The following is a 23,660-nucleotide window of genomic DNA, read 5'->3' as shown; positions in this document are numbered from 1 at the left end:
GGAGGGATGACAGAGCGGCCGAATGTGGTGGTCTTGAAAACTGTCCCGACACCGCAGGTCACGGCCGGATTCGGTCACCCGTGCAGGGGCACGACCACTCCTGAACCCTCCGAGGCCCCGGCGTCCTCGCCGTCGCCTGTGTTCAATCCGTGAGCGGCCAGCGCCGCGTCGCGCGCGGTGTCGAGCGACCCCGCCACGGCGTCCAGGTCCGAGTCCCAGAGGTCGCTGTACACGTCCAACGTCATCGCCGCCGAGCGATGCCCCAGCATCCGCTGCACCGCCTTCACGTGCGCCCCGGACTGGACCGCGAGGGACGCCGCAGTGTGCCGCAGATCGTGGATCCGGAGGTAATCCACCTCGGCGTCCTCCAGGGCGGCCTGCCACCAGAGTCGGCGGCCCCGCTTCACCTTCGCCGGTGAGCGCAGGTAGTCGCCACGCTGGGCCGGGAACACGAGCGCCCCCGGCGCCCGGTCCTCTACCTCGTCCGCGACCATCCGGGCGACGAACGCGGGCAGGTACAGGGTGCGCCGCTCGTGCGTCTTCGGTGTGCCGACGGACCACCCGCTCTTCGTGGGCACCACGGCTCGGTCCACGCGCACCCGCGCGCCCTCCACGTCCCCGACGCGCAGCGCGACGGCCTCACCCCACCGCAGCCCGCCGTACGCGAGGAGGTAGACGAGCGTGCGGTGCTCCCCGGCGCGCTCTGCGACGGCGCGGACCTCCAGGTGCGACAGGTACCGGTGCGCGGACGAGCCCGCGCGGGGCAGCGTGATCCCGCGCGCCGGGTTCACCGCGATCCGGCGATCCCGCACGGCGGTGTCGAGCATCTGCGCGAGCACGGCGTGCGCGCGCCGCACGACCGTCGGGGACTTCCCCGCATCCACCAGGTCCGCGATCCACGCCTCCACCTCGGAGGGCAGGATCCGCGCGACCGAGGTGCGGCCGAACCGCGGGTGGACGTGGATCCGCCATGCCCCCTCGATCCCATCGAACGTGGACGGCTTCACGCGGGTGCGCTTCGCCCGCAGCCACGGTTCCGCGAGCTCGGCCAGGTGGATCCGGCCGGCGGACACCTCCACGAACTCCCCGCGCCGCTTCGCGCCCTCGGCGTCCGTGAGCCACGCCTCCGCGTCCCGCTTCGTGGGAAACCCGCGCTTCATCGACTGCCGGCCGTCGGGCTTCCGGTACCGGACCAGATAGCGCGGCTTCCCCGTCCGCGCGTCCGTGTACTGCTTGACCTTCGGGTTCGCGGTGTCCCTCATGCGCACATCAACTCCCGATGCTCGAGGACCTCCCGGTAGGCGAGGACGACGGGGCGGGTGACGCCGAGCTCGTCCGCGAGTGCGCCGGGATGGCATCCCACGATCGTCTCGGCCTGCTCGTAGGCCATGCCCGGGACGAGGAGGCGGGCGGCGAACCGCCAGGCGCGCTCCTCAATGTGCGGCGGCTGGGGGCCGTCGTCTCCGTAGGTCGCGTGGCCGAGCTCGTGAGCGAGCACGGAGCGAGACTGCACGGCGGTCATGCGGGGGTCCAGCCAGATCGACCGGTGGCGCAAGGACCATTGGCCATCTCGGCCGTCCATGGGCCGCCACCAGATGCGGATGCCGTGGTCATGGGCGAGGTCGATCAATCGGACCATCGGCGGTCCCGGCAGCGAGGTCGTAGTCATCGGGGGAGGGCTCCTCTCCGTAGTCCGCGGGGGACTGGATTGTGTGTGGGGTGTGCTCTGCGTGCGCCAGGCGGCGCCCGAGCTCGCGGAGGAGGGCCGGGTACGGGTAGCTGGAGAGCCCCGGGGCATCGGTGACGCGGAGCCGCTTCGCGGTCTCCTCTGACACGAGACCGGCACGATATAGCGCCTCTGGGACAGGCCGGCCGTAGTGGTGGGCAATGCGGATCACGGCCTCCGGGGAGGGCTTCGCGCCCTTGCGCCATCGGGAGACGTTGGACTGGTCGAGGTCTGCGACGCGGGCGATGGCTGCCTGGGAGGCGCCGCCGGTGATTTCGGCCAGGTAGTCAGTGAATGAGTCCATGCGTGGATCGTATGCGCGCACTCATACATTTGACGTCCCCCAAACGGGCGGCGGGCCGGGGTGAACCGCCAGGGCGGGGCACGTTTCGGCCGAGGACCAGGCCTCTACCTCTAGGTATGCGCGCACGCACCTATCGCTTGCGCGATCGCATCGGAGGCTGTAGCGTATGCGGTGACGCATAGCCCGATGCGCACCAGCATCCACGAGAGGAGGTGTCATGCCTCGACTTCGCATCAACCGCTCGGTCCTCAACGACTACATGGCCGCGGAGGGGATCCGCTCCCGAAACGCGCTCGCCAAGCGCATGGGGGTCAACTCGGCCACCGTCTACCGCGTTCTGAGCGGCTCACAGGCCCCGGGAGAGCGGTTCTACCTCGGCCTCAAGACCGCATTTCCCGGTCGATCCATGGACGACCTGCTCGTCAAGCAGTGACAGCAGAACGCCCCCGGCCAATGGCCGAGGGCGCCCCACACACACCAAGGAGTCTACATGCCCGCCGTGACAGCACTCATGACCCCCGCCGAGGTCGCCGCCTACCTCGGCGTGAAGCCCAAGACGCTGGAGGGCTGGCGCTACAAGCGCACCGGCCCCCCGTTCATCAAGCGCGGCCGCGTCGTCCGCTACCGCGCCGACGCCCTCCAGGAGTGGCTGGACCAGAGCGAGGTGGCCACCAGTGCCTGACCTTAACGGCTACGACGCCGCCTGTGCCATCGCCCTCCTGCTCCTCCTCGGCGCCGCCTGGCGCGAGGTCCTCACCTACTACCGGAAGGACACCCGGTCATGACCACCACCGACAACCGCCCGAACCTCCGCACCCTCAACTTCCAGTACGCCGCCCTCAAGCGCGTGGCCGACGTCGTGAAGGACGGCATGGCCTACATCAAGGACCAGCACCTCGCCGCCCTCCAGGCCGACGCCGAGCAGACCGGCGGCCGCCAGTGGGCCGTGGACGTGGACGGCCAGAAGGTCGCCACCATCAGCCTCGGCGGCGGCAAGTCCAAGCCCGTGATCACGGACGAGGACGCCCTCCTGGCCTGGGCGCAGCAGAACCGCCCCGACATGGTGGAGACCCGCCCCCGCCTCACCGAGCAGGGCAAGCGCTCCCTGGCCTCCATCGTGGAGGACTACGTGGACGGCACCCCCGTCACCAGCGACGGCGAGGCCATCCCCGGCGTCGAGGAGGGCCACGGCTCCGAGTACCAGTCCGTCCGCTGGGCCGCCACCAAGAGCGTGGACGGCAAGGCCGTGATGGACGACTTCATCACCGAGCTCGGCGTGGCCGGGCTCATCGAGGACGTCGCCGAGGCAGGTGATCGGTGATGCAGACCAGGAAGCCCACCGGCCGCGCACCGTGGCCCATGCTCCTCCTCGCCGGGGCCGAGAAGGCCGGGAAGTCCTGGGCGGCCGCCGAGGCCACCGGATCCGACCTCATCCGCAACGCCTACTGGCTGAGCATCGGTGAGGACGACCCCGACGAGTACGCCCAGATCCCCGGCGCCGACTTCCAGATCGTGGAGCACGACGGCACCTACAAGGCCGTGCTGGACACCGTGCGCGAGGTCGCCGCTCTCCCGCAGGAGGACGGCCGCCCCGACCTCCTGATCGTGGACTCCATGGGCCGGCTCTGGTCCCAGCTGTCCGACATGGCGCAGGCCGAGGCCAACGAGCGCGCCGCCGCGAAGGCCCGCAAGTACGGGCGCAACGCCCCGGAGGACGACGTGCAGATCGGCATGGACCTCTGGAACCGCGCCAAGGGCCGGTGGGGTGACGTCCTGGACGCCCTGCGCTCGTTCCCCGGCCCGGTCATCCTGACCGCCCGCCTGTCCGTCGTGACCGTCATGGACGCCGAGGGCAAGCCGACGAAGGAGACCCGCGACAAGGTGGAGGCCGAGAAGAACCTCCCCTATGACGTGGGCGCGGTCGTGAAGCTCCCCGAGCGGGGCGTGGCGATCCTTTCCGGCGTCCGCTCCACGAAGCTCCAGATGGAGCGGCCCACGAAGCTCCAGCACTTCACCGTGGCGAACCTGTGGGAGGCGATGGGTGTCGGCGCGGATGCGACCCCGGAGCGCTCCCACGCGGGGCAGCCGACGGAGACGCCGGAGGCCACCGAGGCCCGCTCCGCTGAGCAGCAGTGGCTGGACAAGATCCACGCCGCCCAGGACCGCGCCGCCCTGTCCCGCCTGTTCGAGCAGGCGAAGGAGCTGGGCGTGAACCGGCACGCCGGGATCTACGCGGCGTTCCAGCAGCGCGGCGCGGACCTCGACGCGGAGCAGCCCCGCCAGGTCCTGGAGGGCGACGTGGTGGGGGGCCAGGCATGAGGACCCCGACACCGCGGATCGCCGCGCGGATCGAGGAGCTGGAGTGGCTCCTGGACGGCGGGGTCTGGCCGCCCACGGCGTGCGCCCGCGTCGGCTGGACCGTGGAGACCGCCCGGACCATGGCGAACCGGTACGGCCTCCGGGCCCTCGCTCACCGGCTCGGCGCGTTCGACCCCCTGTCCCCGCAGTACGCGGAGCACTACCTCCAGGGCGTGGCGGCATGACCCGGCCCCGGGTCCCGCGGGACGTGGCGGAGCTCGTCCGCTGGAGGGACAGGGACCAGTGCCAGCGGTGCGGGGTCTACACGGCCCAGGGGTCGATCCATCACCGGCAGGGCAGGGGAGGGGCGGATCCGCACCGGCCCGCCGCGCTCGTTCTGCTCTGTGGGTCGGGCACCACCGGGTGCCACGGCTGGGTTCACGCCCACCCCACCGAGTCCTACCGGACGGGCTTCATGGTCCGCCGCCTCGGGATCGCCACCTGCGAGGAGACCCCGATCATTACGCCGCGCGGGGAGGTCTACCTCCTGCCCGACGGCACCACGAGCGTCACCGCTCACCCCGCAACACGGAAGGAATCCGCATGACCCAGCAGACCGCGGTGGCCGTCTACTCCAAGCCTGCATGCCAGCAGTGCTGGGCGACGAAGCGCCGCATGGACAAGAACGGCACCGAGTACACGGCCGTGGACGTCACCGAGGACCAGGACGCCTACGACTTCGTGGTCGGCCTCGGCCATCAGCGCCTCCCGGTCGTCGTCACCAGCGCCGGGCAGGACTGGTCCGGCTACCGCCCCGAGCTCATCGACACCCTCAAGGAGAACAAGTAATGGCACGTGGAGACGCACAGATCGTCATCGACGGCGGGATCGTCGCTGACCCCCGCTGGAACCAGACCCAGAACGGCCAGCGAGTCGGGAACCTCACCGTCCGCGCCGGACGGTCCAAGTACAACGAGCAGACCCAGCAGTGGGAGCAGCTCTCCTCCACGGCGTACGACGTCGCGGCCTGGAACGAGGTCCACGACGCCCTGGCGACCCAGAACCCCCTCAAGGGCTCGCAGGTGTCGATCCTCGGCACCGTCACCGGCCTGGACTCGTACACGGACCAGAACGGCGCCGTGCAGCTGACGGCGAAGGTCACGGCGTCCGCGATCCACGTCTGGCCGCCGAAGCAGCAGGGCGGCTTCCAGGGGCAGCAGGGCAGCCAGCAGGGCGGGTTTTCCGGCCAGGGCGGCTACGGCTCCCCGCAGGGCCAGCAGGCACCCCAGGGCGCCGGCTACGGCGGCCAGCCCGGCTACGACGCTCCGCCTTTCTGACGACCCCGCCCCGGTGATGCCGACCTAGGACGGCTCACGGCCCGGACCCGCACCGGGGCACGACAAGAACCCACACACCGAGAGCAGAGGAGGACCCCATGGGACGCTCACGCGCGAGCGCACGCGCCGCAGGGACGCGGTTCGAGAGGTCCGTGGCGGACTATCTCGCCGCGACCGTGGACGACCGGATCGACCGGCGCGTCAAGACGGGGGCGAAGGACCGCGGAGACGTGGGCGGCGTGCGCGCTGTCCTCGGCGGCCGCGTCGTCATCGAGTGCAAGGACGTGTCCCGCACTGACCTCGCGGGCTGGACCCGTGAGGCCGACACCGAGCGCGGCAACGATGACGCCGTGGCCGGACTAGTGGTCCACAAGCGCCGCGGCACGGCGGACCCGGCCGACCAGTACGTGACCATGACCGTCCGGGACCTCGTGGCCCTGCTCGTCGGTACGAGGCCGGCATGAGCTGGTTCAAGGTGGACGACAAGATCCACGCGCACCCGAAGTTCAAGCGCATCCCGCGCGCGCTCCGGCTCGCCGCCTCCGGGCTGTGGGTCCACGCCGGCGCGTGGTCCGCGGCGTTCGAGACCGACGGTGCGGTGCCCGAGTACATCGTGGAGGACCTCGGCGGCACGGACGTGCTCGTGGAGGCGCTCGTGGCCGTCGGGCTGTGGGACCCGGCCGACGACGGGATCCAGTTCCACGACTGGGACGAGTTCCAGCCCACGAAGGCCGCGAAGGACGAGAAGCGCGCGGCCGAGGCCGAGCGTGTCCGGAAGTGGCGGCAGCGGAAGTCCCGCGAGTCTGCGAACGGACAGGAATCCGGTACCTCGGACGGAGGTCCGGTCCGATCGGACGGTTCGTCCGACCGTACGGTCCAGCCCGAAAACGGTTCGGAAGTGAGCGGGACCAGCGGAAACGGTAACGCCGTACGTGCGCATGGTGTAACGGACGCGTACGCCTCTCCCGGCCCGTCCCGTCCCGACCCGACCCCAACTACTACCCCTGTAGTCCCCACCGGCGCCCAGGGCGAGCTGCTCCAGTCCCCGCCTCCGGCGGCCGCGCCCCGGCGGGGCGCTGTGTACCCGGATGCGTTCGAGGCGTGGTGGAAGGTCTGGCCGAAGCCCGGCGACACGAAGCGGACCGCGTTCACCGCCTGGGAGAAGGCCACGAAGGGCAACACCCGCCAGCGGGCCCGCGTCACCCCGGAGCACCTCCAGGCGGCCGTCGGGGCCTACGCCGCCGATCCGAACCTCCCCGATCCCCAGTACATGCCGGCCGCCGCAACGTGGCTGAACCAGGACCGGTGGGAGAACGGGCCACTTCCCGCCCGGAACGGAGGCCAGCCCAGCGGAGGCCGCCCCGACGCACTCCGGCAGGGCCTGGACACCGTGGCCCGCCTCAAGGCCCAGTCCCTCCAGTCACAGAACCCCACACCCCCAGCCCTCACGAGGAGGACAGCATGATCGAGACATACGAGGCCGCCCAGGTGATGACGATCCTCACGGCCGGAGACAAGTGGCTCCAGGTCACCGACGAGCAGGCCGCGGTGTGGCAGCTCGTGCTGAACCGTGAGGGCATTCGCCTCGTGGACGCGACGGAGGCGGCGTACCGGCTCCTCGTGCAGTGCGAGAAGCTCGACGCGACCCCGGCCAAGCTGATCGGGGCGGTGCGTGCCCTCCGCAAGGAGCGGATCGCCGCCGCTGGCGACAACGCCCTGACCCCGCCGGATGGGCTCCCGCCGGGTGGCTGGCCGGAGTGGCTCCGGTCCGCGAAGCACGCGATCGGGGACGGGTGCACGCCGGAGCAGGCGATGGCCCTGGCGGACCACCAGATCGCCGCCGCGCATGACGTGAAGGTGGAACGGCGGGAACTGCCCGCCTCCCGCCGGCCCCTCGTCATCGAGGAGCACCAGTCGCGCGGCATGTCCACCGGCCGCGACCAGATGGGGAGGACGGCATGAGCGCCCCCAGGTGCGGGTACTGCGGTGCCCCGACGATGAACGGGGCGCTCTGCAAGGGCATCCAGGCCCCCGGGTGCTGGGAGAAGCTCGTGGACCTCCTCGGCCGGTGCGACGGACTGGAGGCGGACCTGGAGTCCGCGATCGGGAAGCGCGGCCGGTACGGGGAGCAGGTCCGCGGGACCACCGCCCCGGGTCTGCCGATCAACCCTGCCGCCGTGGAGGTCCGCGGCGAGCTCTATACGGCGCTGGGCGACGCCCTCCGGGGCCTCGGCGCCTCCCGGCTGCCCGTGACGATCGACGGGACTGCCCGCGCACTCCTGGACACCCAGGACGCCCTCCGCCGCTCGTACCGGGCGCCGGTCCTCCTCGGGGACCTGGAGGCGCTCGTGCACCGCGCGGTCGCGATCACGGACATTCCGAAGGGCACGCCGGGCGTGCGCGCGATCTGCCCCGCCTGCGAGCGCAGGCAGTTCCTCCGCTCTGTGGGCGGGGCACTGGAGTGCACCCGGTGCGGTGAGCGCTCGACGGTCGAGGCGGTGCGTCATGCCTCGTGACCTCGTGGACACCGCGACGGCGGGGGAGGCGGTGGGCCGGTCGGCGTGGACGATCGGCCAGTGGGTCCGTGACGGGCGGCTGTGCGCGTACGGGACGGCCCGTCGGCGCCGGGTGTCGCTGGGGGAGGTGCTGGAGCTGGCGCGGGTGCTGGGGGTCTCCTCGCCGTACGGGCTCTAGCGTCCACGCATGCAGACTTGCGCGAGCGCATGGACTGCCCTAGAGTATGCGTAGACGCATGAAGAAGATGCGCCCACACACACAACGAGGAGCCCGCCGCCATGAACACCGTCACCGTCTACGCCGCCCGCGCCCGAGCGATCCGCAAGGCCGCACGCGCCACCGCCTCAACGTTCGACCCCGCCGACCTCCGAGCCCTGGCCCGCCTTGACGGGCTCTGGAACCTCGCCAGCCGCATCGAGGACCTGGCGAACACCGCGGACGGCCCCCGCGTCACCTCCGCGTTCCGCAACACCTCCGACGACGCGGACACCGTGGCCCGCCTCGCGACCACCGCCCACGACCTCCGCCACCTCCAGACCCGCGTCGCGAACGGGGAGCAGGGCCTCGGCCACGCGATCGCCCGGCTCACCGACGAGCTCGCCGGCGCCTGACCCTGGGAAGGAGAACCCGATGCCCGCCCACCGCACCCGCACCCGCACCGTGGACTGCGACTGCACCACGTTCCAGCGCCACCACGGCACCGTCCACACGTACACGCTCCACCGGTGCGGGTGCGTGCCCTGCCGCCAGGCCGCCGTCCGCGACGCCCGCGAACGCCGCACCGCATCCCGCACCATCCCGATCGGCCCCACCCTCGACCGGCTCGAGCTCCTCGCCCAGCGAGGCGTCACGCTCCGCCAGATCGCCCTGTACACGGGCCGCGCGTACCCCACGCTCGTCGGCCTCCACCGCCCCAGCGCCCAGCGCGTCGGCCGCGACCTCGCCGCCGAGGTCGCCTCCATCCCCATCCCGCCGGAGAAGCCCTACCGGGAGTGCGCGGCTGTGGGATGCCACCGCATCCACCGCGCCCGCGGCCTCTGCCAGATGCACCTCCAGCGCCTGGAACGCCGCGCCGCGAGCGCCCAGCGCGCCCAGCGGGCCGCGGCATGAACGTCCATCCCGCGTTCACGGACGCCCTGGACCACCTCCAGCCCTACAACCAGCCCACCGCATTGCCCGGCCAGCTCGACCTCCTGGACGAGCTCAACGACGAGGAGCCCGAGACCGATGGCCATCCCTGACCTGACCACGTACCAGGACCCCGAGGTCCTCACCCCGCCCGATGACCCGGAGCCGTGCTCCTGCCGCCGCCTCACCTGCCGGTGGTGCGGGGACGAGGCGTTCCTCCCGTCCGCGCACGACCCGACCGACGACTGACCCCGAGGAGACACCCGCCATGCCCACCTTCACCGGCCGCACCAGCGCCGACTACGCGACCGCCCACTTCGCCGTCCACGACGGAATGCCCGCCGTCCGGCAGCCCCGCCACCGCACCCCCTGGCTCATCACCCGCCCCGACGGGACCACGGTCCGCCACTCCGACCGGTACCTGGCCGAGCGGGACGCCCTGATCGTCCACCACGTCCCCCAGGATCCGACCGGCCCGATGCTGGACGCCGCCGCCCGCGCCTACGGCCACACCGACCTGGACGAGGACTCCCACCGTGAGGCCCTCGCCTATGCCCTCCAGGCCGCCGTCGCCGCGGCCCCGACCCCGGACCCGGTGGAGGAGGCCACCAGCCTCCTGATCGAGGCCCAGGCCGACCTGGACCCCCGGGTGGCCCGGCAGATCGCCCAGGCCATCGCGAACCGGCTCCGGACCGCCGCATGAACCCCCTCTCGTGGGCGCGCTACGCCGCCGCGCTCGTCATCATCCGGACCGCCGTCCTGACGGCCCGCGCCCGCTCCCGCCTCACCCGCTCATGTTGACCCTCGCCGCTGCCATCACCCCGATCGTCGGGGCGGTCCTGGCCATCGCGATCGTCGCCACCACCGAGACCCACCACTACCTCACCCACAGGAAGGCCCGCCCCATGAAGAACAACCACACCCACGTCACCCTGTCCCGCCACCCCGAGCTCACGAGGGACCCCCTCGGCATCGTGACCGCCAGCATCCTCGTCGTCATCGCCCTGGCGGCGCTCATCCCGCCCGTGTCCAACGGCGGCTGGTGGTGGCTGCTCCTGATCGTCACCGTGCCCGCCGGCGTCATGGGCGCCACGGGCCTCGCCATGTCCATCCCGCGCCGTGAGCGCGACGTCAACGGCAACACCCTGGAGCGCTGACCCATGACCTCGAACCCCACCCCCGACCTGTCCGCCATCCCGTTCCGCGAGGACGGCACCTACACCCCCGCGGAGCGCCTCCAGATCGTGGTCGCCGCGCGCTTCATCGCTCCCGCGGAGCCCCGCCAGGCTGGCATCGCTGGTGCCTTCACCGGCAAGACCACCCCGGGCACTCCGTCCGTGGACGACACCCTCCGCATCGCCCGCTTCGTCACGGAACCGTGGCGGGACCTCCCGGGCGTGGATGAGTCCTGGGAGCACCAGGTGCCCGTCGCCCCGGACGCGCCGGGTGTCGTCCACAACCACTACGAGGCGGGGGAGAAGTGACCATGCACCCCGACCTCAAGCGGGCCCTGGTGACCGGGGCCGCTCTCGCCGCCGCGATCCTCGTGTTCCTCATGGGCACGGGCACCGGTTACGGCACCGCCACCTACCTCACCCCCGACCCGTCCTCCTGCCTGGAGGCCCTGGACAGGGCAGATCAGGTCATGGACCTGGTGGACGACCGGAACCAGGCCATCGCGGACGGCATCGACGCGTACGAGGACCTGGACGCGGATGGCATCGACCATGCCACGCACCAGATCGCTGACATTGACGAGCAGATCGGAGCACTCGGCTACCCGGACGCCCGGGACGAGTGCAGGACGGAGATGGACCGATGAGCCGCACACCGAGAACACCCGAAGACGTCACCCCGGAGCAGATCGAGGCTGTGAAGCACGTCTGCGCCGCCGTTCGCGAGGCCTACCTCAAGACGATCGAGGCCATGCGACCGATCATCTCCACCATTCGCGATGCGTACATCGCGCACCTGGACGAGGCCCTGTGCGTGTTCCACGACGTGGAGAACCCGCCGGAGGGCGGCTGGTCCTGGGAGGAGCGGTATGGCATCGCCCGCGTCCTCAACGCCTATGACCTGACCGATGCCGAGTACGACGCCCGCTATGGCACCGACGAGGAGAGCACACGATGAGCACCGCAGAAGACTTCCGCAACAGCCGCTTTGCCACGCACCCGGACGGGAGGATCGCGCACCGCGCGGCCCCCACCCTGTGGGCGTCGACGTCCAGCACCCCGCCCGGTGATCCCATAGGCACCTGGATGGGCACCAACACGGACATGGCCGCTGACGGCTGGTCCCCGCTGGACGAGACCCGGCCCCCGCGCGTCGTGACCGACGAGGGTGCGGCGCGTGGGGTGCGGGCACTCCGCACGATGTTCCCTGAGTCGCTCTCTCGCCTGTCCTCTCAGGGCCTCGACAACCTGGTCCGGGTCGCTGTGAACGCCTCTCTGTCTGCCGCCCCGACGACCGACGAGGGCGACCCCTCGGTGGACTACCACGCGATGTGGTGGAAGGCCGAGCGGGAACGCGAGCAGGCCGAGGCGTTCGCGGCCCTGTGGAAGGAGACCGCGCGGTACCTGTGGAAGTCACGCAAGGAGTGTGAGCGGTTCGAGGCCAAGGCCAAGGTGGAGCGGGACGAGGCGATCGCTCACGACCGCCAGCCGTACCCCACCGCCCACGCCTACGAGGCCACTTGCAAGGCGCTCGCAGAGCAGCGCGCCCGCGCGGTGAAGGCCGAGCAGGAGCGGGACGCAATGCGCGATGGCTGGAACGTGACCTCCAATGAGATGGCCGCGCTGGAGTCCATGACCGCCCGCGAGCATCTGGACGCCGCCTGGTCTGCCGCGTACGTGCCCGCCGACGGGATCGTCCCCGCCGGGGCCGCGTACATCACGCGCTATGAGGGCGACACGCTCCTCGCGAGTCCCGATGGAGGGAACGCCGAGGGCCTGCCCGCCCGTGGCAACTGGGGCGAGCGTCGCCTCCTGGACCCACCCGCCCCGGTCGTCTCGTACACGAAGCGGCTCGCTCTCGAACTGGAGAACGCGGGCTGGATCCGTGAGGGCGGGGCCGAGGGCGTGGCCGAGCACCTGGACGCACTCGGCGTCCGCGCACCCGAGGACGGTGAGGAGTGATGTTCCGCAGCTTCGATGAGGAGATCGACGACCGCGAGAAGGCCCAGAAGCCCCTTCGTACCGCCGAGCAGATCCGCACGCTTGCCCTACACCAGGTCGCAGAGCACCTGCCGTTCGGCGTTGTCTGCCTGTGCGGGGCCGAGCTGGCCGACCTGAACGCGCCCCTCGATGACGCACGGATCGGTGGACGCCAGCTCGCTATCGCCGTCCACCAGGCTCAGGAGCTCCACGCCCTGGCCGTTGTGGGGCTCGCACCCGAGGACGGTGAGGAGCGGTGAGCGACCACACCGGCAAGCTCGCAGCCGTCACGTTCGGCTACCCGGACGAGGACGACGACGGGAACCCGATCACCCGGCGCTCACCCGGCACCTACACCCTCACCGTGACCGGCCTCCCCGACACCATCCAGTGGGGCGCGGGGATGACCGTCACCGTCCACCAACCGAAGGAGAACGACCGATGAGCATCACCGACCGCGCCCGAGGCGAAGCCGCAGACGCCTACGCCGAGTCCGCGTGCTCTCAGGACGAGAACAAGCCCATCGCCCGCATCGCTTTCATCGTCGGCGCCGAGTGGGCCGTGTCCCAGCCCGTGACCGACGAGGAGGTGCGGGCCGCCGCATGGGCGATCTGCCGCCTACAGGATGACGGGTACGAGCCGACCGAGGATCACCCGTGCAAGGCGTGTACCGAGGCCGCCCGTGCCGCCCTGACCGCCGCGAGGGAGGCCCAGCGATGACCCCGGACCCCGCGACCCGACGCGCCGCCGCCGACGCCAGACGCCACGCCGAGGACGCGCACCGCGCATCCCGCACCGCCCTCGTCATGGCCGCACTGTCCATGCTGTCCGCCCTCGTCTGCATCTGCCTCACCCTCGGCACCTGATCGCGGGACGCAATGTCACGGGACACCGCAACGCGATCGTGACCCCGACCGCCCTCGAACGTCCCACCCACCTGGCACCCTGAACAGCACCCCACACACCACCGGAAGGACCCCACGATGGGATTCTGGACCCAGCCCCTCGGCAAGACCCTCGCCGAGCGCAAGACCGGCACCTCCTACGAGCCCGCCATGCTGAACCTCGGGGGCGACGGGTACGTGAACCTCGCGTTCGACGGCGCGATGAAGTACATGCACCAGGACGGGGCGAGGATCCGCACGGAGCGCTTCAATATCGCGGACGTCGCGGCGGTCTCGACCGGCACGGAGGAGGCCTACCGGGAGCGCACGTCCGTTGGTCGTGTCGCGGGTGGTGCGATCATCGGCGCGGTCCTCCTCGGCCCTCTCGGTGCCGTCCTCGGCGGCGGCATCGGCTCGGCCCGGAAGAAAGCGAACCTGCCCGCCGAGTACCTCGTGATGGAGCTCAAGGACGGCAACGTGTACACGGTCGGCGTGAAGGCGGACAAGATCGCCCAGGCCCGGAAGGTGCGGGACAAGATCCAGGCCGGCATCGAGCAGGTGGCCGCTGCCGAGGAAGCCGCCGAATGATGGGGATCCTCTCCCGCCTGTTCAAGTCGGCCCCGGAGCCCGCCACCACTCCGGCACTGCGACCGGCGCCGACCACCACGGAGGAGCGCGCCCAGCGACACCACGAGGACATCCAGGCGATGCTCCGCGACCAGGCCGCATCGAGTCCTCGGCAGGCCCGCGAGATAGAGGCCGGGACCGTGGACGGCGTGCACTACCTGGAGCTCGTGGAGCCCATCAAGCAGGCGAAGCGCGAGGGCCGCAACGAGGACGCGCTCGCGCTCTGCTACCAGGCGATCCAGGGCGCCGAGCAGGGCCGTGGAGGCAGCGAGCCCGCACCGGCGTACACCCGGCACGCAGCGATCATCCTCCGCAAGCTGGGGCGCCCCGACGAGGAGGCCGCGGTGCTGGAGCGCTATCTCCAGTTCGTCCCTGCCGAGCGCCGGCAGGCGCACGAGTTCACGGAGCGCCTGCGCAAAGCCAGAGTGCTCGGAGGGGCGGGGGAGTAGCCTGGGGTGCGCCCACGCATGGGGACTTGCGCGCGCGCACGATCACCTGTAGATTCTGATCGACTGGTCACTACTGGGTCGAGCACCTCGGCGGGCGCTCCCCGGCACGACACCAGCAGGCCGCCCGGCCCTCATCCTCTCGGGCCGGGCGGCCGCACCAACACCATGAGCGGCCAGGCGCCGCACACGAGCCCATCACCCCACAGGGTGGTGGGCTCCAGTCATTCCTAGACGGAGAACGCACCCATGGCCACAAGACGATCCATCGAACGCGAGGACCGCGACCTCCGCGTCTACCAGCTCGCAGCCTCCGGCCTCGCCTACGCGAAGGTCGCCCAGCAGACCGGACTGTCCAAGTCCACCGTGGCGAGGATCGTCAACAAGCAGGCCCTGGAACACAAGGACGAGAACCTCAAGCTTGCGCGGGACATGATCCTCCAGCGCGGCCAGATGATCGTCCGCGCTCACATGGCCACCGTGAAGGACCCTCGCTCCGCGGACGTGATCCTCAAGGCCAACGACCAGCAGGCCAAGCTGCTCGGCCTGTACACGCCCCAGCAGGGAGCCGGGGTCGCTGAGGCCGCATCGCTCCTGTCCACCCTCATCCAGCGCGAGGAGGCCCCGAATGAGTGACCAGCCCATCGCCACCGCCGACCAGCCCATCGTCATCGAGTACCGGGTGCGGCTCGCGAACGTCCGCCCCGGCTTCACCGGCCGCCGGAACATCCTGGCCGAGGGCCGGATCCATGCTGACCTCCCGATCCCCGTGGAAGCGGACGGCATCACCACCGCCGCCGATGGGTCCACGTACGTGACGATCACCCCGAACACGGCCGCAGCCGTGGACGAGTTCCAGGCGCGCATCACCGCGATGGCCGACGGCTTCACCGCCCCCCTCACTTCCCGGGAGGAGGCAGCAGGTGCACGACCTCACCATCCACCACATACCAGTCGCTGACCTCGCGCTCCTCCCGGGCAACCCCCGCCAGGGCGACGTCGGCGCCGTCGTGGAGTCCATGCGGACCAACGGCGTGTACCAGCCGATCATCGTCAACCAGGGCACCCACACGGGCCGCCCCCTGGAGGTCATCGCCGGGAACCACCGCGCGCAGGCCGCCCGCCAGCTCGGCATGACCACGGTCCCCGCGATCCTCCTGAACCTGGACGACGACGCCGCCACACGCATCGCCCTCGCGGACAACCGCACCAGCGACCTCGCGGACTACGACACCGCCGCCCTCGTCGTCATGCTCCAGTCCCTCGACGGGTACGCCGGCACCGGCTACGACGGCGACGACCTGGACGACCTCCTCCGCGACCTCGCCGGCCCACCGGAGAAGCCGACGCCCACCCCGTCCGGCCCGACGGAGCGCCTCTGCCCGTCTTGCGGCTACGACCTGAACCAGGGGGACTGACCGGAGGGAGGATGCTCATGCCTGGCCTGTCCACGGCCCAGCGGGCATCCATCCTCGAATCCACCGGCGCCGTCAACGGCTGGGAGGGCTCGATCCGGTCGGGCAAGACGATCGCCTCCCTGATCCGGTTCTCGGAGTACGCGACGACCTCCCCGGAGGGGCACCTCGCGATCCTCGGCTGGACCCTGACGACGATCCAGCGGAACGTCCTGGACCCCCTCGTGAACCTCCACCCGTCGATCGTCCGCCACACCCGCGGGTCCAACGTCGCGTGGATCATGGGCCGCGAGGTCCAGCTCGTCGGGTTCTCCGACAAGCGCTCGGAGGCCGTGATCCGTGGCCTGACCCTCGCCGGCGCGTACGTGGACGAGGCGACGCTCATGCCGGAACAGACGTTCGTGCAGCTCCTCGGTCGCCTGTCCATCCCGGGCGCCACCCTGTTCTTCACCACGAACCCGGACAGCCAGTCCCACTGGCTCCGCCGCCGCTACCTCAACCGCCTGGACGCCCTCCCGGACTGGCGGATCTTCCACTTCACGATGGACGACAACCCCGCCCTGTCGGCGGAGTACGTGGAGGCGAAGAAGCGGGAGTTCACGGGCCTCTGGTACCGCCGGTTCATCCTCGGGGAGTGGGTCAGCGCGGAGGGCGCGATCTACGACTCCTGGGACCCCGCCCAGCACGTCATCCCATGGGAGACGCTGCCGCGGATGCGCCGCCTCCTCGCCGCCGGCATGGACTACGGCACCACCAACCCGTCCTCCGCCGTGATCCTCGGCCTGGGGGAGGACGACACGCTCTACCTCGTGGACGAGTGGCGGCACGACCCATCCGTCTCCGGCCGTCGCCTCACCGACGCGCAAATCTCGGCGCAGGTCCGCGACTGGCTCCACGAGCCCCACCTACCCGATCAGCCCGACCTCATCCCCGAGTGGCTGATCCTCGACCCCGCCGCTGCCTCCCTCAAGGTCCAGATGCGACTGGACGGGGAGCGGCGCGTCATGGACGGCAACAACCACGTGGCCTACGGCATCCGCACCGTCGCCTCGCTCCTCACCCTCGGCGCCCTCCACATCAGCGACCGGTGCGCGGGCGTGATCGAGGAGGCCCCCTCCTACGCGTGGGACCCGAAGGCCACCGACAAGGGCGAGGACAAGCCCCTCAAGGTCGCGGACCACTCGCTGGACGCGATGCGGTACGCGATCACGACCACGGAGACCGTATGGCGGCCGTGGATAGACGAATGGACCAGGAGGTCACAAGATGCCGCAGCGTGACGCGTGGCCCCCGGAGGAGCTCCAGGAGGTCCTCCCCGCCATGGCCCGCTGGTCCGCCTGGTACTCGGGCGACACCGCGAAGCTCACGACCCTGTACGCGCAGGACTCCCGCCGCACCAGCACACGGACCATGGGCATCCTCGGCCGGTTCCGCCGCTGGTTCTGGGGGCAGGCGCAGGAGGAGGCCACGCGCCCCCAGACGAAGATCCACGTTCCCGTGGCCGCGGACCTCTGCCAGGCGTCCTCCGACCTCCTCCTGGGGGAGCCGCCCACGATCATCGTGGACGACCCCAAGACGCAGGAGCGGCTGGACCTGATCCTCGGGGAGGGCGCCCACAACGTCCTCGCCTCCGCCGCGGAGGTCGGCGCGGCGCTCGGCGGCGTGTACCTCCGCGTCACCTGGGACCAGTCCCTGGAGGCGCACCCGTTCATTACCCGCGTGGACGCGGACCGGGCGATCCCCACGTTCCGGTGGGGCCGCCTCGCGGCCGTCACGTTTTGGGCGACCGTCCGCCGTGATGGTGGCACCGTGTGGCGGCACCTGGAGCGCCACGAGGTCGACGCCCACGGGATCGGTGTCATCCGGCACGAGCTGTACCAGGGCACGGACTCCACCCTCGGCCGGGTCGTCCCCCTCACCGAAGCGTCCGCCACGGCGGGCCTCGCCGAGGTTGTGGACGAGGACTCGATCGTCTCCACCGAGACGCCCGGCCTGGACGTCGCCTACATTCCGAACCAGCTGCCGAACCGGATCTGGCGGGAGCACCCGCTGGGGGCGAACCTCGGCCGCTCCGACCTCGACGGGCTGGAGCCCCTCCTGGACCAGCTGGACGAGGCATGGTCGTCGTGGATGCGGGACCTCCGCATCGGCAAGGCCCGCATCGTCGCCGCGCAGTCTGCGCTGGAGGACAATGGCCCCGGGCAGGGCTCCACGCTGGACCTGGACCGCGAGGTGTACGAGGCGATCAATACGCCGCCGTCCGCGATGGACTCCGACGGTGGCCTGCCGATCCAGGCGGTGCAGTTCCAGATCCGGGTGCAGGAGCACCAGGAGACGGTCTCGGCGCTCCTCTCGCAGATCCTCCGCTCCGCTGGCTACTCCGCGCAGACGTTTGGTATGGACGCCGCGGGTGGGGCGATGACCGCCACCGAGGTCCAGTCCCGGGAGCGCCGGTCGTTCATGACCCGCGACCGGAAGATCCGGGCATGGAAGGGCGCGCTGGCGACGCTGGCCGTGAAGGCCCTCGCGATCGACCGGGCCGTGTTCAAGTCGGCCGCGGACCCGTCCCTGCCCGTCTCCGTCCAGTTCGGTGATTCGGTCCAGGAGTCCATGGAGGCCCTGGCCCGGACCGCGCAGCTCCTCGCCCAGGCGCAGGCCGCGTCCGTCAAGACGCGCGTGCAGATGGTCCACCCGGACTGGTCGGACCCGGAGGTGGACGAGGAGGTGGCCCGCATCCAGGAGGAGGCGGGTGAACCGGCCCCGGATCCCGAGTTCCTCGGCGCGTTCGGGTCTGGTCTCCCCACGGCAGGTGAGCCAGACGAGGAGCCGACCGGCGAGGAGTGACCCATGCCCGCGTCCCCCGACATGGCCCGTGAGGTCGCCCAGCGCGTCCGCCTGATCTACGAGGCAGCGGAGGACCACGCGGTCCGCGTGGTTACCCGACGTCTCGCGGATGGGCTGGACGCCCCGGACTGGGCGCAGCAGAAGGCCGCGGAGCTCCCTGGGGTCCTCCAGGAGCTGGACCGGTACATGCGGCGCCTGGACGAGGCCGCCCCGGCCCTGTTCGAGCGCGTGATCGCGGAGGCCTACCAGCAGGGCCTCACCGCGGCGCACCTCGACGTGAAGGGCCTGGGCATCGTCCCGGAGCCCCTGGGCGGGATCAACGCCTCCCATGCGGTGCAGGCGCTCGTGGAGTCCCTCGTGGCGACGCAGGCGGGCGCGGCCCCGCGCGTGGTCCGCGCCGTCTCGGACATGTACCAGGACGTCACCGCGGAGACCACCGCGCAGGTCCTCACCGGTACGGCGTCGCGTCGTGAGGCGGCACGCTCCGCCCTCGGCAAGTACGCCGACCGGGGCGTGCGGGCGTTCCGTGACCGGTCCGGCCGCCGCTGGGACCTCGCGTCCTACGCGGAGATGGCGACCCGCACCACGGCCGGGCAGGCCGCGATCGCCGGGCACACGGACCAGCTCAAGGACCTGGGGCAGGACCTCGTGAAGGTCTCCACGTCCCCGGAGTCCTGCCCGGAGTGCTCGCCCTGGCAGGGCCGCGTCCTGTCCCTCACGGGACGCACCCGTGGCCGCCTCAAGGATGGGGTGCGCGTCGCCGGGACGATCGACCGGGCGCGCGCCGCCGGGTTCCAGCACCCGAACTGCACCCACACCGTGGGCCTGTACCTGCCGGGTTACTCCAGGCGGGCGGAGGCGGCGCCGGCAGACCCGAAGGTCTACGAGACACGGCAACGGCAGCGCTCCTACGAGCGGCAGATCCGCGGTTGGAAGCGCCGCGCCGACATGGACGCCGCGTTCTACGGGCCGGACTCGCCGGAGGCGAAGCGGACCCGCACCAGACTCCGTGCCCGCCAGTCGCAGTTCAAGGCGTGGCGCGAGGAGAACGGGCGCAAGAATCTTGCGTACCGAGAGAGCCTCAAGGCTCGCTGACCCACACCCGGCCAGGCGCCGGGACCACCCAACTCCCCAGGAGGGAACCATGGCTGACGAGGCCAGCACCACCGACGGCGGCACCACCGATGGGGCGCAGAACGCGGCCCAGGACGCGCAGGCGCCCGCCCAGGAGGCGAACACGCCCCCGACCCCCCAGGCCCCCACCGAGCCGAGCAACGGCCCGGAGAAGGGCACGCAGTCCGTGGAGGACCTGCCCGACTGGGCGCAGACCCTGATCCGCAAGACCCGCGACGAGGCCGCCCAGAACCGCACCGCCCGCAACACCGAGCGCGAGCAGGCTGACGCCCGCGTGGCCGCGATCCTCAAGGCCGCCGGCATCGAGACCGACGACGACACCGAGGACCCCGTGAAGGCCGCCGAGGCCGACCGGCAGGCCCGCGAGAAGGCCGAGCAGGACGCCCGCACCGCCCGCGTCGAGCTCGCCGTCTACCGGGCCGCGCCCGCCGCGAACGGTGACGCCGCCGCGCTCCTCGACTCCCGGTCCTTCCTGGACCGGATCACAGACCTGGACCCGTCCGACCAGGACGCGATCACCGGAGCGATCCGGGACGCGATCAAGGACGCCCCCCGACTCGCGGCCACCCAGGCGGCGGCGCGATCTGGCGCTGACTTCACCGGCGGGACCGGTGACGGCGCGATCACCCCCCAGAAGTTCCGGGACATGGACATGCAGCAGCGGAACGAGCTGTTCCTGTCCGACCCGGACACGTACCGCCGCCTCGCGGCATCCAAGTAAGGAGACGCCATCATGGCGAACACCACCAGCGCAGATCTGATCGTCCCCGAGGTCTACGGGGACATGGCCCAGGCCGAGTTCGTCGGGGCCGTGAAGGTCGCGGCCTCCGCGGCCGTGAAGTCCGACGACACCCTCTCGGGGCAGCCCGGCGAGACCATCAACTTCCCCAAGTGGGGGACCCTGGGCGAGCTGGACGACCTCACCGAGGGAACCGCGATCACCCCGGAGAAGCTCACCACGAGCAAGTCCTCCGCGAAGATCAAGGAGGCCGGAAAGGCCGTCACCATCACCGACCGGGGCCGCCTCGTCGGCATGGGTGACCCGGAGGCCGAGGCGCGCCGCCAGTTCGGCATCCTCGCCGCCCGGAAGGTGGACGCGGACCTCATCACCGCCGCGCAGCTGTCCGGCGGCACGAACGGCACCCCGTACGCCGTGACCACCGAGGCCACCGCGTTCGGCTGGGGCGCCCTCGTGGAGGCCATCGCGCAGTTCGGAGATGACTGGGACCCCGCGCAGTTCGCGGGCGTCTTCATCAACTCCGCGCAGCTCGCGCAGGCGTTCGCGGACGACCAGTTCATCAACGCCTCCAAGCTCGGCGCGGACACCCCCGTTCGCACCGGTGGCCTCGGCCTGATCGGCGGCGTGCCCCTGCACGTGTCCGATCGCGTGGAGGCCGGGAAGTTCCTGGTCCTCAAGAACCAGTCCCTGGGCCTGCTGTACAAGCAGCGCCCGATCGTGGAGACCGAGCGTCACGCGCTCGCGCGCTCCACGGACGTCGTGACCACGCTCCACTACGCGGTGAAGCGCCTCACCGACAAGGGCGTGGCCGTCGGCACCCTCGGCACCGCCTCGGCGGGCTGACCTAGACCGGACGGCGGGGCGCGGGAGCGGACCCGTGAAGGCGCAACCGGCCAGGATCCCCTCCCTGGCTGTCATGGCGGCGCCTGCCAGCCCCGCCGTCCACCCCTCCACAGAACGGAACACTCATGCGCACCTATGCGACCAAGGACGACCTGCCCGAGGGCCTGGAGCCCCAGGGTGACGTGGGCGCCCAGCTGGTCTACGCCTCCGCGCTCGTGGAGGGCTACACCCGTACCGCGCTCTACGTGACCGACGGCGACGGCTACCCGCAGGACCCGGCGATCGCGGACGCGTTCAAGGTGGCCGTGGTGACTCAGGTCGCCGCCTGGGCCGCGCTCGGTATCGACCCCTCGGCTGGTGTCGCGGGCACGAGCACCGGCGGCGTCGTCGCCTCCAAGTCCATCGGCTCCGCGTCCCTGTCCTACCAGGCATCGGCCCGGGCGGCCGACGACAAGGCGGCCGCGGTCTCCACCCTCACGCCCACGGCGGCGTCCCTCCTGGACGCGGCGGTACGGGACCGGAGGGTCTGGGTGATCGGGTGAGCGGGATCGAGGAGTTCTTCATCCACGAGGTCACGGTGGACACATTCACCGGGGGAGGGGCGTGGGGCGACACCTACGAGCCCACCTCTGACCCGATCCCGTGCTACCGGGACGACACGAGGCAGCTGGTCCGCGACGCGGACGGCACCGAGGTCGTGTCGTCCGCGACCGTGTACGCCGCCCTGGCGGCGGCCCCCGTGTTCACCGTCGGCTCGCTCGTGCACCTGCCCGGGCGTGACGCCCAGGTCATCGGGTGCAACGCCCGCGACGGTGACGCCCTCGGCCTCCCCTCCCATGTGGAGGTCACCCTCACCTGACAGGAGGCACCCGTGTCCAAGGACTTCACGGTCTCGGCTGGTGACCCGGTGGACGAGAAGGTGCGCGTGGCTGCCGCGCGTGGTCTCGCCCTCGCGGCGGAGGCGGTCCTCTCCGAGGCGAACGACAAGGTCCCGATCGAGGAGGGCACCCTCCAGCGGTCCGGCCGCACGTCGGCCGATGCCGGATCCCTCCGGGCCGTCATCTCCTATGACACCCCCTACGCCGTCCGGCAGCACGAGGACATGACCCTTCACCACGACGGCGGCAGGTCCGCGAAGTGGCTGGAGCACGCCCTGGCATCGAACCAGGAGATGGTCCGCCGGATCATCGCGGACGCGATCAAGGGGGCGCTGTGACCACGACCCACGAGGCGATCGTGACCGGTCTCGCCGTTCTCCTCGACGGGGAGGGCATCGCGTCCTGGTCGCCGTCCGGGACCCTCACCGGTCCCGGGCCCGTGATCGCCATGGCCGCCGTCCCCGAGTCCCCTGACCGTGTGGTCACCCTCACCGCCTACACGGTGACCGATGACCCCGCGTTCTCGGACTCCACCATCGCGGTCCAGGTCCGGGTGCGCGGCACCACGGACCCCCGCACGACGTGGGCGACCTCCGGCGCCGTGTTCGACGTCCTCCAGGCGTGGACGGGCGACCTCGGCGGCGTGCCCGTCATCGAATGCCACCGCCAGGTCTCGGCCCCCCTCGGGCAGGACGGGAACCGGCGCTGGGAGCAAGCGGATACCTACTACATGCAGACCCACACCCCGACACGGCACCGGCCGTTCTGACACACGAAGGAGAGCCACCCATGGCTACCACCGCAGACAAGGTGAGCACCCTCGCCCGCAAGTTCAAGGTCCAGGTCCTCGCGGGCTCGGCCGACCCGGAGGCCGCGGAGTGGATCGACCTCCGCGGCATCCAGGAGCTGACCCCCGGCAAGGAGGACAACCTCGAGGACGACAGCGACTATGACAGCGACGGCTGGACGTCGCAGGTCCGCACCGGGCAGTCCTGGTCCCTGGAGGTCAAGGCCCTCCGCAAGATGTCCGCGGACAAGGCCTATGACCCGGGCCAGGAGATCGTGCGCACCGCCTCGGATCAGTTCGGCGTGGACGGCACCGTCCTCGTGCGCTGGTTCAACCGTGACGGCGGCGACGAGGCATATCAGGGCCGCGCGCAGGCCGGCTTCACGGACGACGGCGGATCGGTCACGGACCTGTCCACCGCGACGATCACCCTCACCGGCACCGGCAAGCGGGAGACCATCGCGAACCCCGCGGAGACCGCCGAGGAGCCCCCGGCGGGCTCCTGACCCCCACCGGCCGCGCGGCCCCCCCCCCCCGGGGCCCCCCGCCCCCCCCCCCCCCCCCCCACCCCCACGCGCCCGCCCCCCCACCACACACA

General features: G+C 71.3%; 44 protein-coding genes. 41 read left to right on the top strand and 3 right to left on the bottom strand.

Annotated features, from left to right (window positions below; genetic code table 11):
- Nucleotides 1-74 precede the first annotated feature (74 nt).
- The 3 genes from ACFQ53_RS14635 to ACFQ53_RS14625 are packed head-to-tail and all read right to left on the bottom strand — an operon-like array spanning nucleotide 75 to nucleotide 2,030.
- Nucleotides 75-1,262, bottom strand: a complete 1,188-nt coding sequence (locus tag ACFQ53_RS14635; RefSeq protein ID WP_377860914.1) for a tyrosine-type recombinase/integrase — start codon at nucleotides 1,260-1,262, stop codon at nucleotides 75-77.
- On the bottom strand, nucleotides 1,259-1,639 hold the full coding sequence (locus tag ACFQ53_RS14630; protein ID WP_377860912.1) for an ImmA/IrrE family metallo-endopeptidase: 381 nt from the start codon (nucleotides 1,637-1,639) through the stop codon (nucleotides 1,259-1,261). Before ACFQ53_RS14630 ends, ACFQ53_RS14635 begins: the two co-directional genes overlap by 4 nt.
- Complete coding sequence (locus ACFQ53_RS14625) at nucleotides 1,611-2,030, bottom strand: helix-turn-helix domain-containing protein (RefSeq protein WP_377860910.1); 420 nt, start codon at nucleotides 2,028-2,030, stop codon at nucleotides 1,611-1,613. Before ACFQ53_RS14625 ends, ACFQ53_RS14630 begins: the two co-directional genes overlap by 29 nt.
- Nucleotides 2,031-2,247: 217 nt before the next feature.
- On the opposite strand from ACFQ53_RS14625, the gene ACFQ53_RS14620 reads away from it, so the two are divergent.
- From ACFQ53_RS14620 to ACFQ53_RS14420, 41 genes are all read left to right on the top strand, one after another.
- Complete coding sequence (locus ACFQ53_RS14620; RefSeq protein WP_377860908.1) at nucleotides 2,248-2,463, top strand: hypothetical protein; 216 nt, start codon at nucleotides 2,248-2,250, stop codon at nucleotides 2,461-2,463.
- 57 nt (nucleotides 2,464-2,520) lie between these two features.
- Complete coding sequence (locus ACFQ53_RS14615; RefSeq protein WP_377860906.1) at nucleotides 2,521-2,712, top strand: helix-turn-helix domain-containing protein; 192 nt, start codon at nucleotides 2,521-2,523, stop codon at nucleotides 2,710-2,712.
- Nucleotides 2,713-2,811: 99 nt separating this feature from the next.
- The gene (locus ACFQ53_RS14610) at nucleotides 2,812-3,351 is read left to right on the top strand and encodes a hypothetical protein (RefSeq protein WP_377860904.1); all 540 of its coding nucleotides are present in this window, start codon (nucleotides 2,812-2,814) and stop codon (nucleotides 3,349-3,351) included.
- Complete coding sequence (locus tag ACFQ53_RS14605; protein ID WP_377860902.1) at nucleotides 3,351-4,349, top strand: AAA family ATPase; 999 nt, start codon at nucleotides 3,351-3,353, stop codon at nucleotides 4,347-4,349. Before ACFQ53_RS14610 ends, ACFQ53_RS14605 begins: the two co-directional genes overlap by 1 nt.
- Nucleotides 4,346-4,573, top strand: a complete 228-nt coding sequence (locus ACFQ53_RS14600) for a hypothetical protein (protein WP_377860900.1) — start codon at nucleotides 4,346-4,348, stop codon at nucleotides 4,571-4,573. Before ACFQ53_RS14605 ends, ACFQ53_RS14600 begins: the two co-directional genes overlap by 4 nt.
- A 358-nt stretch (nucleotides 4,574-4,931) precedes the next feature.
- On the top strand, nucleotides 4,932-5,177 hold the full coding sequence (locus ACFQ53_RS14595) for a glutaredoxin domain-containing protein (RefSeq protein ID WP_377860898.1): 246 nt from the start codon (nucleotides 4,932-4,934) through the stop codon (nucleotides 5,175-5,177).
- A complete protein-coding gene (locus ACFQ53_RS14590; protein ID WP_377860896.1) occupies nucleotides 5,177-5,665 on the top strand; it encodes a single-stranded DNA-binding protein in 489 nt (162 codons plus the stop codon). The genes ACFQ53_RS14595 and ACFQ53_RS14590 overlap by 1 nt, the downstream gene beginning before the upstream one ends.
- Nucleotides 5,666-5,763: 98 nt before the next feature.
- Nucleotides 5,764-6,129 carry a hypothetical protein gene (locus ACFQ53_RS14585; protein WP_377860894.1) on the top strand — a complete coding sequence of 122 codons (366 nt, stop codon included), beginning with the start codon at nucleotides 5,764-5,766 and terminating at the stop codon, nucleotides 6,127-6,129.
- A complete protein-coding gene (locus tag ACFQ53_RS14580; RefSeq protein ID WP_377860892.1) occupies nucleotides 6,126-7,130 on the top strand; it encodes a hypothetical protein in 1,005 nt (334 codons plus the stop codon). Before ACFQ53_RS14585 ends, ACFQ53_RS14580 begins: the two co-directional genes overlap by 4 nt.
- Nucleotides 7,127-7,627: a hypothetical protein gene (locus ACFQ53_RS14575; protein WP_377860891.1), complete on the top strand. Its 501-nt coding sequence runs from the start codon at nucleotides 7,127-7,129 to the stop codon at nucleotides 7,625-7,627. Before ACFQ53_RS14580 ends, ACFQ53_RS14575 begins: the two co-directional genes overlap by 4 nt.
- Nucleotides 7,624-8,181 carry a hypothetical protein gene (locus ACFQ53_RS14570; RefSeq protein WP_377860889.1) on the top strand — a complete coding sequence of 186 codons (558 nt, stop codon included), beginning with the start codon at nucleotides 7,624-7,626 and terminating at the stop codon, nucleotides 8,179-8,181. Before ACFQ53_RS14575 ends, ACFQ53_RS14570 begins: the two co-directional genes overlap by 4 nt.
- Nucleotides 8,171-8,359: a hypothetical protein gene (locus ACFQ53_RS14565; protein WP_249478655.1), complete on the top strand. Its 189-nt coding sequence runs from the start codon at nucleotides 8,171-8,173 to the stop codon at nucleotides 8,357-8,359. The genes ACFQ53_RS14570 and ACFQ53_RS14565 overlap by 11 nt, the downstream gene beginning before the upstream one ends.
- 101 nt (nucleotides 8,360-8,460) lie before the next feature.
- On the top strand, nucleotides 8,461-8,793 hold the full coding sequence (locus ACFQ53_RS14560; RefSeq protein ID WP_377860887.1) for a hypothetical protein: 333 nt from the start codon (nucleotides 8,461-8,463) through the stop codon (nucleotides 8,791-8,793).
- 19 nt (nucleotides 8,794-8,812) lie between these two features.
- On the top strand, nucleotides 8,813-9,292 hold the full coding sequence (locus ACFQ53_RS14555; protein WP_377860885.1) for a hypothetical protein: 480 nt from the start codon (nucleotides 8,813-8,815) through the stop codon (nucleotides 9,290-9,292).
- Nucleotides 9,289-9,423, top strand: a complete 135-nt coding sequence (locus ACFQ53_RS14550) for a hypothetical protein (protein WP_377860883.1) — start codon at nucleotides 9,289-9,291, stop codon at nucleotides 9,421-9,423. Before ACFQ53_RS14555 ends, ACFQ53_RS14550 begins: the two co-directional genes overlap by 4 nt.
- A complete protein-coding gene (locus tag ACFQ53_RS14545; protein WP_377860882.1) occupies nucleotides 9,410-9,559 on the top strand; it encodes a hypothetical protein in 150 nt (49 codons plus the stop codon). The genes ACFQ53_RS14550 and ACFQ53_RS14545 overlap by 14 nt, the downstream gene beginning before the upstream one ends.
- Before the next feature lie 19 nt (nucleotides 9,560-9,578).
- Nucleotides 9,579-10,013 carry a hypothetical protein gene (locus ACFQ53_RS14540; protein ID WP_377860881.1) on the top strand — a complete coding sequence of 145 codons (435 nt, stop codon included), beginning with the start codon at nucleotides 9,579-9,581 and terminating at the stop codon, nucleotides 10,011-10,013.
- A 91-nt stretch (nucleotides 10,014-10,104) separates the two neighbouring features.
- A complete protein-coding gene (locus tag ACFQ53_RS14535) occupies nucleotides 10,105-10,467 on the top strand; it encodes a hypothetical protein (RefSeq protein WP_377860880.1) in 363 nt (120 codons plus the stop codon).
- Between the two features lie 3 nt (nucleotides 10,468-10,470).
- Nucleotides 10,471-10,794: a hypothetical protein gene (locus ACFQ53_RS14530; protein ID WP_377860879.1), complete on the top strand. Its 324-nt coding sequence runs from the start codon at nucleotides 10,471-10,473 to the stop codon at nucleotides 10,792-10,794.
- Nucleotides 10,791-11,132 (top strand): hypothetical protein, encoded by a 342-nt coding sequence (locus ACFQ53_RS14525; RefSeq protein ID WP_377860878.1) that lies wholly within the window; start codon nucleotides 10,791-10,793, stop codon nucleotides 11,130-11,132. The genes ACFQ53_RS14530 and ACFQ53_RS14525 overlap by 4 nt, the downstream gene beginning before the upstream one ends.
- Entirely contained in the window at nucleotides 11,129-11,443 is a 315-nt protein-coding gene (locus tag ACFQ53_RS14520) for a hypothetical protein (protein ID WP_377860877.1), read from the top strand. Before ACFQ53_RS14525 ends, ACFQ53_RS14520 begins: the two co-directional genes overlap by 4 nt.
- On the top strand, nucleotides 11,440-12,447 hold the full coding sequence (locus ACFQ53_RS14515; protein ID WP_377860876.1) for a hypothetical protein: 1,008 nt from the start codon (nucleotides 11,440-11,442) through the stop codon (nucleotides 12,445-12,447). The genes ACFQ53_RS14520 and ACFQ53_RS14515 overlap by 4 nt, the downstream gene beginning before the upstream one ends.
- A complete protein-coding gene (locus ACFQ53_RS14510) occupies nucleotides 12,447-12,725 on the top strand; it encodes a hypothetical protein (protein WP_377860874.1) in 279 nt (92 codons plus the stop codon). Before ACFQ53_RS14515 ends, ACFQ53_RS14510 begins: the two co-directional genes overlap by 1 nt.
- Nucleotides 12,722-12,910: a hypothetical protein gene (locus ACFQ53_RS14505; protein ID WP_377860872.1), complete on the top strand. Its 189-nt coding sequence runs from the start codon at nucleotides 12,722-12,724 to the stop codon at nucleotides 12,908-12,910. Before ACFQ53_RS14510 ends, ACFQ53_RS14505 begins: the two co-directional genes overlap by 4 nt.
- Complete coding sequence (locus tag ACFQ53_RS14500) at nucleotides 12,907-13,185, top strand: hypothetical protein (RefSeq protein ID WP_377860870.1); 279 nt, start codon at nucleotides 12,907-12,909, stop codon at nucleotides 13,183-13,185. Before ACFQ53_RS14505 ends, ACFQ53_RS14500 begins: the two co-directional genes overlap by 4 nt.
- Nucleotides 13,182-13,331 (top strand): hypothetical protein, encoded by a 150-nt coding sequence (locus ACFQ53_RS14495; protein WP_377860868.1) that lies wholly within the window; start codon nucleotides 13,182-13,184, stop codon nucleotides 13,329-13,331. Before ACFQ53_RS14500 ends, ACFQ53_RS14495 begins: the two co-directional genes overlap by 4 nt.
- A 117-nt stretch (nucleotides 13,332-13,448) precedes the next feature.
- Nucleotides 13,449-13,937, top strand: coding sequence for a hypothetical protein (locus tag ACFQ53_RS14490; RefSeq protein WP_377860867.1), 489 nt, complete (start codon nucleotides 13,449-13,451; stop codon nucleotides 13,935-13,937).
- On the top strand, nucleotides 13,934-14,425 hold the full coding sequence (locus tag ACFQ53_RS14485; protein WP_377860865.1) for a hypothetical protein: 492 nt from the start codon (nucleotides 13,934-13,936) through the stop codon (nucleotides 14,423-14,425). The genes ACFQ53_RS14490 and ACFQ53_RS14485 overlap by 4 nt, the downstream gene beginning before the upstream one ends.
- 246 nt (nucleotides 14,426-14,671) lie before the next feature.
- Complete coding sequence (locus ACFQ53_RS14480) at nucleotides 14,672-15,058, top strand: hypothetical protein (RefSeq protein WP_377860863.1); 387 nt, start codon at nucleotides 14,672-14,674, stop codon at nucleotides 15,056-15,058.
- Complete coding sequence (locus tag ACFQ53_RS14475; RefSeq protein ID WP_377860861.1) at nucleotides 15,051-15,383, top strand: hypothetical protein; 333 nt, start codon at nucleotides 15,051-15,053, stop codon at nucleotides 15,381-15,383. The genes ACFQ53_RS14480 and ACFQ53_RS14475 overlap by 8 nt, the downstream gene beginning before the upstream one ends.
- Nucleotides 15,346-15,840 carry a ParB/RepB/Spo0J family partition protein gene (locus tag ACFQ53_RS14470; protein ID WP_377860859.1) on the top strand — a complete coding sequence of 165 codons (495 nt, stop codon included), beginning with the start codon at nucleotides 15,346-15,348 and terminating at the stop codon, nucleotides 15,838-15,840. The genes ACFQ53_RS14475 and ACFQ53_RS14470 overlap by 38 nt, the downstream gene beginning before the upstream one ends.
- Nucleotides 15,841-15,857: 17 nt before the next feature.
- Nucleotides 15,858-17,117 carry a PBSX family phage terminase large subunit gene (locus tag ACFQ53_RS14465; RefSeq protein ID WP_377860857.1) on the top strand — a complete coding sequence of 420 codons (1,260 nt, stop codon included), beginning with the start codon at nucleotides 15,858-15,860 and terminating at the stop codon, nucleotides 17,115-17,117.
- On the top strand, nucleotides 17,104-18,681 hold the full coding sequence (locus ACFQ53_RS14460; RefSeq protein WP_377860855.1) for a phage portal protein: 1,578 nt from the start codon (nucleotides 17,104-17,106) through the stop codon (nucleotides 18,679-18,681). The genes ACFQ53_RS14465 and ACFQ53_RS14460 overlap by 14 nt, the downstream gene beginning before the upstream one ends.
- Nucleotides 18,682-18,684: 3 nt before the next feature.
- The gene (locus tag ACFQ53_RS14455; RefSeq protein ID WP_377860853.1) at nucleotides 18,685-19,776 is read left to right on the top strand and encodes a phage minor capsid protein; all 1,092 of its coding nucleotides are present in this window, start codon (nucleotides 18,685-18,687) and stop codon (nucleotides 19,774-19,776) included.
- A gap of 49 nt (nucleotides 19,777-19,825) precedes the next feature.
- Nucleotides 19,826-20,536 carry a hypothetical protein gene (locus ACFQ53_RS14450; RefSeq protein ID WP_377860851.1) on the top strand — a complete coding sequence of 237 codons (711 nt, stop codon included), beginning with the start codon at nucleotides 19,826-19,828 and terminating at the stop codon, nucleotides 20,534-20,536.
- Between the two features lie 12 nt (nucleotides 20,537-20,548).
- Entirely contained in the window at nucleotides 20,549-21,397 is an 849-nt protein-coding gene (locus tag ACFQ53_RS14445; protein WP_377860849.1) for a N4-gp56 family major capsid protein, read from the top strand.
- Between the two features lie 125 nt (nucleotides 21,398-21,522).
- Nucleotides 21,523-21,939, top strand: coding sequence for a hypothetical protein (locus ACFQ53_RS14440; protein WP_377860847.1), 417 nt, complete (start codon nucleotides 21,523-21,525; stop codon nucleotides 21,937-21,939).
- The gene (locus ACFQ53_RS14435; RefSeq protein ID WP_377860845.1) at nucleotides 21,936-22,256 is read left to right on the top strand and encodes a hypothetical protein; all 321 of its coding nucleotides are present in this window, start codon (nucleotides 21,936-21,938) and stop codon (nucleotides 22,254-22,256) included. The genes ACFQ53_RS14440 and ACFQ53_RS14435 overlap by 4 nt, the downstream gene beginning before the upstream one ends.
- Before the next feature lie 12 nt (nucleotides 22,257-22,268).
- Complete coding sequence (locus ACFQ53_RS14430; protein WP_377860843.1) at nucleotides 22,269-22,613, top strand: hypothetical protein; 345 nt, start codon at nucleotides 22,269-22,271, stop codon at nucleotides 22,611-22,613.
- Nucleotides 22,610-23,044: a minor capsid protein gene (locus tag ACFQ53_RS14425; RefSeq protein ID WP_377860841.1), complete on the top strand. Its 435-nt coding sequence runs from the start codon at nucleotides 22,610-22,612 to the stop codon at nucleotides 23,042-23,044. The genes ACFQ53_RS14430 and ACFQ53_RS14425 overlap by 4 nt, the downstream gene beginning before the upstream one ends.
- 20 nt (nucleotides 23,045-23,064) lie before the next feature.
- A complete protein-coding gene (locus ACFQ53_RS14420; RefSeq protein ID WP_377860839.1) occupies nucleotides 23,065-23,568 on the top strand; it encodes a phage tail tube protein in 504 nt (167 codons plus the stop codon).
- Nucleotides 23,569-23,660 lie beyond the last annotated feature (92 nt).

Origin of the sequence: Brachybacterium sp. NPDC056505 (assembly GCF_042794925.1) — a bacterium.
Taxonomy (GTDB): Bacteria; Actinomycetota; Actinomycetes; order Actinomycetales; family Dermabacteraceae; genus Brachybacterium; species Brachybacterium kimchii.
Note: the sequence above shows the minus strand (reverse complement) of the source record. Positions and strands in the feature narration are given on the sequence as shown.